This window comes from Streptomyces sp. NPDC048644 (assembly GCF_043199105.1).
In the GTDB taxonomy this organism is placed as follows: Bacteria; Actinomycetota; Actinomycetes; order Streptomycetales; family Streptomycetaceae; genus Streptomyces.
In genome coordinates, this window is the sequence record NZ_JBICVO010000017.1 from 169177 (window position 1) to 175637 (window position 6461).

Annotated in this window: 9 protein-coding genes; 2 read left to right on the forward strand and 7 right to left on the reverse strand. The window is 72.1% G+C overall.

All coding sequences use genetic code 11. The features are described 5' to 3' along the window. Positions 1–62: 62 nt before the first annotated feature. The 3 genes from ACGFNI_RS30230 to ACGFNI_RS30240 are packed head-to-tail and all read right to left on the reverse strand — an operon-like array spanning position 63 to position 2196. Positions 63–1001, reverse strand: coding sequence for a phosphotriesterase (locus tag ACGFNI_RS30230; RefSeq protein WP_393688005.1), 939 nt, complete (start codon positions 999–1001; stop codon positions 63–65). Then, positions 998–1582: a DUF4865 family protein gene (locus ACGFNI_RS30235; protein ID WP_393688007.1), complete on the reverse strand. Its 585-nt coding sequence runs from the start codon at positions 1580–1582 to the stop codon at positions 998–1000. The genes ACGFNI_RS30230 and ACGFNI_RS30235 overlap by 4 nt, the downstream gene beginning before the upstream one ends. A 38-nt stretch (positions 1583–1620) precedes the next feature. Continuing rightward, on the reverse strand, positions 1621–2196 hold the full coding sequence (locus tag ACGFNI_RS30240) for a TetR/AcrR family transcriptional regulator (RefSeq protein WP_393688009.1): 576 nt from the start codon (positions 2194–2196) through the stop codon (positions 1621–1623). A 133-nt stretch (positions 2197–2329) separates the two neighbouring features. Here ACGFNI_RS30240 and ACGFNI_RS30245 point away from each other — a divergent pair, with 133 nt between their 5' ends. Next, positions 2330–2458, forward strand: coding sequence for an SHOCT domain-containing protein (locus tag ACGFNI_RS30245; RefSeq protein ID WP_393688011.1), 129 nt, complete (start codon positions 2330–2332; stop codon positions 2456–2458). A gap of 23 nt (positions 2459–2481) precedes the next feature. Here ACGFNI_RS30245 and ACGFNI_RS30250 read toward each other — a convergent pair whose 3' ends face one another. Together ACGFNI_RS30250 and ACGFNI_RS30255 are read right to left on the reverse strand one after the other, a co-directional pair. Further along, on the reverse strand, positions 2482–2988 hold the full coding sequence (locus ACGFNI_RS30250; protein ID WP_393688013.1) for an ATP-binding protein: 507 nt from the start codon (positions 2986–2988) through the stop codon (positions 2482–2484). A gap of 215 nt (positions 2989–3203) precedes the next feature. Continuing rightward, on the reverse strand, positions 3204–3491 hold the full coding sequence (locus ACGFNI_RS30255; protein WP_393688015.1) for a hypothetical protein: 288 nt from the start codon (positions 3489–3491) through the stop codon (positions 3204–3206). A gap of 256 nt (positions 3492–3747) precedes the next feature. On the opposite strand from ACGFNI_RS30255, the gene ACGFNI_RS30260 reads away from it, so the two are divergent. Further along, on the forward strand, positions 3748–4902 hold the full coding sequence (locus ACGFNI_RS30260) for a PLP-dependent cysteine synthase family protein (protein WP_393688017.1): 1155 nt from the start codon (positions 3748–3750) through the stop codon (positions 4900–4902). An 18-nt stretch (positions 4903–4920) separates the two neighbouring features. Here the strand turns inward: ACGFNI_RS30260 and ACGFNI_RS30265 are convergent, their stop codons facing one another. Together ACGFNI_RS30265 and ACGFNI_RS30270 are read right to left on the reverse strand one after the other, a co-directional pair. Next, a complete protein-coding gene (locus ACGFNI_RS30265; RefSeq protein WP_393688019.1) occupies positions 4921–5394 on the reverse strand; it encodes an SRPBCC family protein in 474 nt (157 codons plus the stop codon). A gap of 118 nt (positions 5395–5512) precedes the next feature. After that, positions 5513–6361 (reverse strand): LLM class flavin-dependent oxidoreductase, encoded by an 849-nt coding sequence (locus tag ACGFNI_RS30270; protein WP_393688021.1) that lies wholly within the window; start codon positions 6359–6361, stop codon positions 5513–5515. Between the last annotated feature and the right edge of the window lie 100 nt (positions 6362–6461).

The following is a 6461-nucleotide window of genomic DNA, read 5'->3' on the forward strand; positions in this document are numbered from 1 at the left end:
ACGTTCCGGGCGGCCCCGGCCCGCTCCGCGACTCCACCGGACCCTCCGGACGGGCCGCCCGCTCAGCGGCTCCACCGCGCCGCGAACGCGCGGGCCGGGTTGCAGGTCAGGATCTCCTCCACCAGCTCAGGCCCCACTTCGGCGGCCAGCCGCGCCCGTTGACGGGTCAGCAGATACGGCATCCCCGGCCCGCCGCGCACCGACCGCGCACCGGCCGTCGTGGTGTCGCCGCCCAGCAGGAGCTGCCCGCCGTGCCCCGCGTCGGCGAGCGCCCGCAGTGCGTCCGGCAGCCGCCAGTCCGTGGCGTGGTGCGCCCGTGACGGCCCGTCGAACGCCAGGAACGCGCCCGTTCGCGCCGCCCATCGGTGCACGGTGAGATCGGGCGAGCGGTTGAGGTGCCCCAGGATCACCCGGTCCGGCGGCACTTCCAGCGTCCCGCAGAGCAGGTCGAGTACGTCCTGCGCGCCCGTCCCCAGCTCCAGATGGACGCCGATCACCGCCCCGGTGGCGTGCTGTGCCTCCGCCGCTGCCTCCATCGTGTGGCGCGCGTGCCGGTCCAGCCCGTGGAAGCCTCCGGCGACCTTGATCAGGCCGGCCCGTACGCCGGTGTCCCCGATCCCGTCCGTGAGTTCGGCGACGAACAGCTCCGCCAGACCGGACCTGACCCGCTCCAGCACATCCGGCGGGTAGTGCACGGCCTGGTGCAGCCCGGTCGCCGCGACGATCCGCACGCCCGACTCGCGTGCCAGACGCGGGAGTTCGGCGGCGCCGCGCCCCATGCCGTACGGCGTCCACTGGATCACCGCGCCGCCGCCCGCCGCCCGGAAGGCGTGCAGTTCCGCGGCGGCGGCCTCCGGGTCGGACAGTTCCTGGCCAGGCAGTTGCGGGCTGCTCAGGAAGAGGTGGTCGTGCGCGTCGCAGACACCGAGCGCGGCGGGTTCGATGTCGCCGATGACGGTACGGACGGCGCGGGCGGGGCCGCCCGGGGTGCCCCGGTTCACCACTGCCGCCCGGTGGCGAGCCGCCCGATGCCGGGGGCCGACAGATGCAGCACCTGATAGCGGACACCGGCGGCCTCCGGCGCCGCGTCCGCCCAGAGGGTGAAGTGGACCAGCTCCCAGTGCCGGGGATCCAGGGCCAGCGCCGTGGTGTGCACCCCGTCCGTCCCGGCCAGCTCTTCGTGTCCGGCCAGCGCGTCCGCGATGACGGTGGCCGGATCGGCATCAGCGGGGAGCGGTGTGGTCCGCCGGGAGAAGGCCCGCGGAGCCGTTTCGCGGGCCGGGCCCGCCCGGTGGAAGAGACCCTGCCAGTGCTGGACGGCCGGCCGCCCGAAGTCACGGATCACGCCCCGGAATCCGTCGCCGGTCAGAAACCGGTTCATCGCCTGCGGGTCGGCCCACAGGTAGAACGGCGCATACGCGTTGACGGGCGACCCGTCGGTGCCGCGCTCGCGGATGCCGTACGCCTTGAGCCCGAGCCCGTCGAAGTCGTCCAGCAGATGTCCCCTGGACCGCACCCGCTCCCGGATGATCTCCATGTCGTAGTCGGCGGGCAGGGTGATCTCGTACTGCATGGCGTGCATGACGGACTCCGAGGTGGGGATGGGCGGCGGCGGCCGGGTCAGGGTGCGGGGGTGGTGACCTGGGCGGCGAGGAGGGCCAGTACGCCCTGGACCGCCGCGTCGAAGGGCTCGGGCGAGTCGGCCGCGCGGGCGAGCACATAGCCGCCCTGGACGACGGCGGCGACGGTCGCCGCGGTCGCCACCGGGTCGAGCCCCGCGGCGAGTTCACCGCGGCGCACCCCTTCGCCGAGTACGCCGGCGATGCGCTCCTGGAGCCAGCCGAACATCTCGTCCAGCGGCTGCCGCAGCGCGCTGCTGCGCACCACGTCGCGGTCCTGCGTCATCCGGCCGACCGGGCAGCCGCGCAGCACCTGCCGCTCGCGCAGCAGGTAGCCGGCCACCCGGTCGTACGCCGTGCCGGGGCCGGAGAGGCACGCGTCGGCGGTCTCCTTCATGCCGTCGGCGGTGCGTCGGATCGCGGCCAGCGCCAGGCCGGACTTGCCGTCGAAGTGGTGGTACATGCTGCCCTGGCCGACGCCTGCGCGTTCCAGGATGGCCTTCGGGCTGGTGCCGACGTAGCCGCGTTCCCACAGCAGTTCCTGAGTGCTCTCGACGAGCCGTTCCCGGGCGTTCATGAGCGCACTGTACATACCTGTAGTTACATTGTTCAAGGTCAGGGGAGTGGCAGAGGCTGCGGCCCCGGCGTAGTCGTGCCCGCTCGGCGTACTTCCCCGGCGGTGCGGGGGATGCCGTCGGCCGTACGGCGACGTGCGGGCTCCGATCGCCGTGCTCGGTGGCCGCTTCGCCGCCGGTGAGATCGACGAGGACGAGTACCGGCGCCGGATGGCTGTCCTGGAGGAGCACTTCGGCCCCGGGCCCAAGGGGAGCGCGGCGTGACCGTCACCGCCGCCGCCGCACCCTCAGCCGACCCCCGCGCTCCGTACTTCGGCGCGGGGGGCGGCAGTCGTGGTGGCGTCCGCCAGGAGCGTCCCGTCCCAGCCGGTGTCGACCGGGACGGCCTTCTCCGGTACGCGACCCGGCGCGGGAAGGGTGAACCACACGACCTTGCCCGAACCGTGCGGGCGCGCCCCCCAGCTCTCGCTGAGTGACGCGATCAGGGCGAGGCCGCGCCCGCAGGTCTCCCACGGCTCGGCGGCCCGTACGCACGGCAGCCGCGGATCCCTGTCGTGCACGGAGACCGTCAACTGGTCCAGGAGGACCAGGAGTTGGACCGTGCACTGCTTGCTGGGCAGGGCGTGGCGGTGCACATTGGCGAGGAGTTCGGTGACGCCGAGCGCGGCGGGATCTATCAGCGGATCGAGGCGCCAGTACCGCAGTTGCGCCGAGACGATCCGGCGTACCTGGCCGATGCGGGCCGGAAGGGCCTGGAGTTCCACCGTGCAATGCCTGCTGGGCTGCCTGATCACGACCGCGACTCCCTGGTGAGGCCGGGCGCTCCCGCCGGGCAGGAGCGAAGATCGGATCCAGCGATGCCGATGCATGCCACAGCGTCACCGCTGGTGAACCCTCTGTGATACAGATCCAGGGTCGTCCCCGCAGCGCACTCCCGCAACCGCAGTCCGCCCGGCGGCAGCCCGCCGCGCTCCTGCCCCCGCCCCCTTCGCGCGGCGGTCCGCGGCCCTCAGGTCCGGGGTGTTCTGGCCGCCTGCACCGCGTCCAGGAAACGGTCGGGTGCGCCGAGCGTCAGCGAATACCGATGGCCGTTCAGCCTGGCCAGCGCCCGGTCGCGGGCCGCGAACAGCGGCTTGTGCGCCTGCACCGCCTGGAGCGGCGCGCTGTCGATCTCGGTGCCGTAGCTGGTCAGCAGCGCGAGCCTGCCGTCGCGGATGACGACCTGCCCGGCTCTCGTCAAGGACCTCAGCCATCGCTCGATCCGTACGCCGGTCATGTTGAACTCCGGCTCGGCCATGGCCCCCACCTCCTCGGTGATCGGGCAGGTGCCCCTCACCGCCCCTTGAAGGGCAGTGTGCACGGCCTTCGCCCGTCGCACCAGTGCCTCTGGTGCGGCGCGAACAGCCCCTGGACGGCGCGAACAGCCCCTTCCCAGGCTCCCCTTGGGGGATGTCAAAGTGATGTTTATGCAGGTGAGAAGCGTGTGGGAGGTGGCTATAGTCGGGATCGGCCCGGCGTTCGCGCGGGCTTCGTCCCCCTCTAGGAGCCCGCCGGTGAGCACCGCACAGCAGCCGCCAGGACCGCCCCGCGACGGCGCCGCAGGCGGCCCCCTGCCGACCGTCGACGTCGACCGCACGGATCCCGCCTACCGCGGCTGGCTCAAAGAGGCCGTCCGCAAGGTCCAGGCGGACGCCAACCGCACCGCCGACACCCACCTCCTGCGCTTCCCGCTCCCCGAGGAGTGGGGCATCGACCTCTACCTCAAGGACGAGTCCACCCACCCCACCGGCAGCCTCAAGCACCGGCTGGCCCGCTCCCTGTTCCTCTACGGACTGTGCAACGGCTGGATCCGCCCCGGCAAGCCGGTCATCGAGTCCTCCAGCGGCTCCACCGCCGTGTCCGAGGCGTACTTCGCCTCGCTGATCGGCGTGCCGTTCATCGCCGTCATGCCGGCCACCACCAGCCGCGAGAAGACCCGGCTGATCGAGTTCCACGGCGGCACCTGCCACCTCGTCCAGGACCCGCGCACGGTCTACGAGGTGTCGGCGCAGCTCGCCGCCGAGTCCGGCGGTCACTACATGGATCAGTTCACCTACGCCGAACGGGCGACGGACTGGCGCGGCAACAACAACATCGCGGAATCGATCTACCAGCAGCTCCGCCTGGAGCGCTACCCCGAGCCTGCCTGGATCGTGGCGACCGCGGGCACCGGCGGCACCTCGGCGACCATCGCCCGCTACGTCCACTACATGCAGTACGACACCCGCATCTGCGTCCCCGACCCGGAGAACTCCTGCTTCTTCGACGGCTGGCGCACCGGCGACGCCGGGATCGACTGCGCCACCGCCTCCCGCATCGAGGGCATCGGCCGGCCCCGGATGGAACCGAGCTTCGTGCCCGGCGCGATCGACCGGATGATGAAGGTCCCCGACGCGGCGAGCATCGCCGCCGTACGCGCCCTGGAAGCGGCGATCGGCCGCAAGGCGGGCGGGTCGACCGGCACCGGGCTGTGGAGCGCCCTGAAGATCGTCGGCGAGATGGTCGCCGCCGGACGGACCGGATCCGTGGTCACCCTGCTCTGCGACCCCGGCGACCGCTACCTCGACAAGTACTACTCGGACGACTGGCTTGCGGCCCAGGGCCTCGACATCACGCCCTACGCGCGCACCCTCGACGCCTTCCTGGCCGGCGGAGTCTGGCCGGACTGAGGCGCCTGCCGGCCGGTGTCAGTCCCCGGCCGACCGGCGGTCCAGGGCCCGCGCCGAGGTGCGGAAGGCGCGGCCCAGGCCCGGCCGCGCGAGCAGCAGGGCGAAGCGGAGCGGGGCCGGTCCGTCCGCGGCGAACAGCCACCGCACGCGGGTGCCCCGGCCGGCCGGGGTCAGCCGCCAGTCCTCCAACAGGGCCCGCAGACCGGGTGCGTTGGTGCGGTCGACGCGATAGGCGTACCGCGCGTCCGGCTCCGCGGCCAGCACCGTCTCGGCGAAGCGGGTGCCGCCCGTCAGACGGATGTCCCGCCCCCTGCCGCCGTCCGTCGGCGCCGAGCGCGCGACGCCGGTGAACCAGCCGGACCAGCCCTCGACATCGTCGGCCAGCACCGTGTACACCGCATCGGGCGGCGCGGCGACCTCCGCCGTGAACACCAGCCGCAGCGGCGCGGACTCGGCGAAGTCCAGATCGACGGGGCGGAGTTGATGCGTCATGGGACGAGTACCTCCTACGGGAACGGCGATGAGTGTGTTCCTTGACCTCGTTCGTCATGTTCGGTGATGCTCGCAGAGTGTTCGAGGGTCTTGCCGGATGTTGGTTCCTGACGGTTGTTCAGGTGGCGAGGTCGGCGAGCCTGGTGACCTCGTCGAGGTCGTCCGTGGCGGGAACGAAGATGATCTCGTCTATGCCGAGGTCGGTGTACTGCGTGATGGACCGCTCGATCGTCTCCGGGGTGGTGTGGAGCACCGCGTTGTCGGCGATCTCCTTGGGGGCCAGCCGGTAGAAGTCCTGGATGTTCGCCCGTCCGGCCTCGGTGTCGCCCAGTGCGAAGTAGGCGAGCACGACGAGTTTCGGAGCGCCCTGGCGGCCGGCCTCCCGCCAGGCCCGTTTCGCCGCCTCGAATGTGGGTGCCGTCATGTGCGGCGGCAGCGAACCGCCGATATAGCCCTCGCCCCAGCGCACCATGCGGCCCAGCGCACGAGCGGAGTACCCGCCGAACAGTATGGGGACTTGCCGGGTTCCCGACGGCACAGCCGGGTTCGGTCCGTTGCCGACCGGCTCCCCGGCCCAGATCTCGCGGTACGTCGCCAGGTCGGATTCCAACCGCGCGCCACGGCCGTGCAGTTCGTGCCCTGGCACGGTGAACTCGTCCTCGCGCGATCCGACGCCGATACCGAGCGTGAGACGGCCGCCGGCGATCCCGTCGATGCCCGCGATTTCCTTGGCCAGCAGGGCACCGGGCCAGGTCGGGGCCAGCAGGACCGCGCTGAGCAGTCCGATCGTGGTGGTCGCCCCCGCCGAGGCCGCGAGCGCGACGGTGTCGCTCACACTCGGGTATGCGTAGCGCCCGGTCGTGGCGAGGGTGGAGAAGCCCGCTTCCTCAGCGCGGGCCGCCCAGCGTGGCAGGGCCGACGCGGTGACATTGCGGACCTGATTCGGAAGTCCGATGCCGATCTGCACGGTGATTCCTAATCCTTGAGTAAGCGGTTCCGGTTCGTCCCGGCAGGGACTGTCCGGACTGTCGATGCGGTGGGTTTCGTGGTGGCTGCGTGGGCACCGG

Coding starts and splice junctions, on each gene's coding strand:
- ACGFNI_RS30235 (WP_393688007.1), bottom strand. CDS start 1,582: ATGCACGCCATGCAGTACGAGATCACCCTGCCCGCCGACTACGACATG.
- ACGFNI_RS30240 (WP_393688009.1), bottom strand. CDS start 2,196: ATGAACGCCCGGGAACGGCTCGTCGAGAGCACTCAGGAACTGCTGTGG.
- ACGFNI_RS30255 (WP_393688015.1), bottom strand. CDS start 3,491: ATGGCCGAGCCGGAGTTCAACATGACCGGCGTACGGATCGAGCGATGG.
- ACGFNI_RS30265 (WP_393688019.1), bottom strand. CDS start 5,394: ATGACGCATCAACTCCGCCCCGTCGATCTGGACTTCGCCGAGTCCGCG.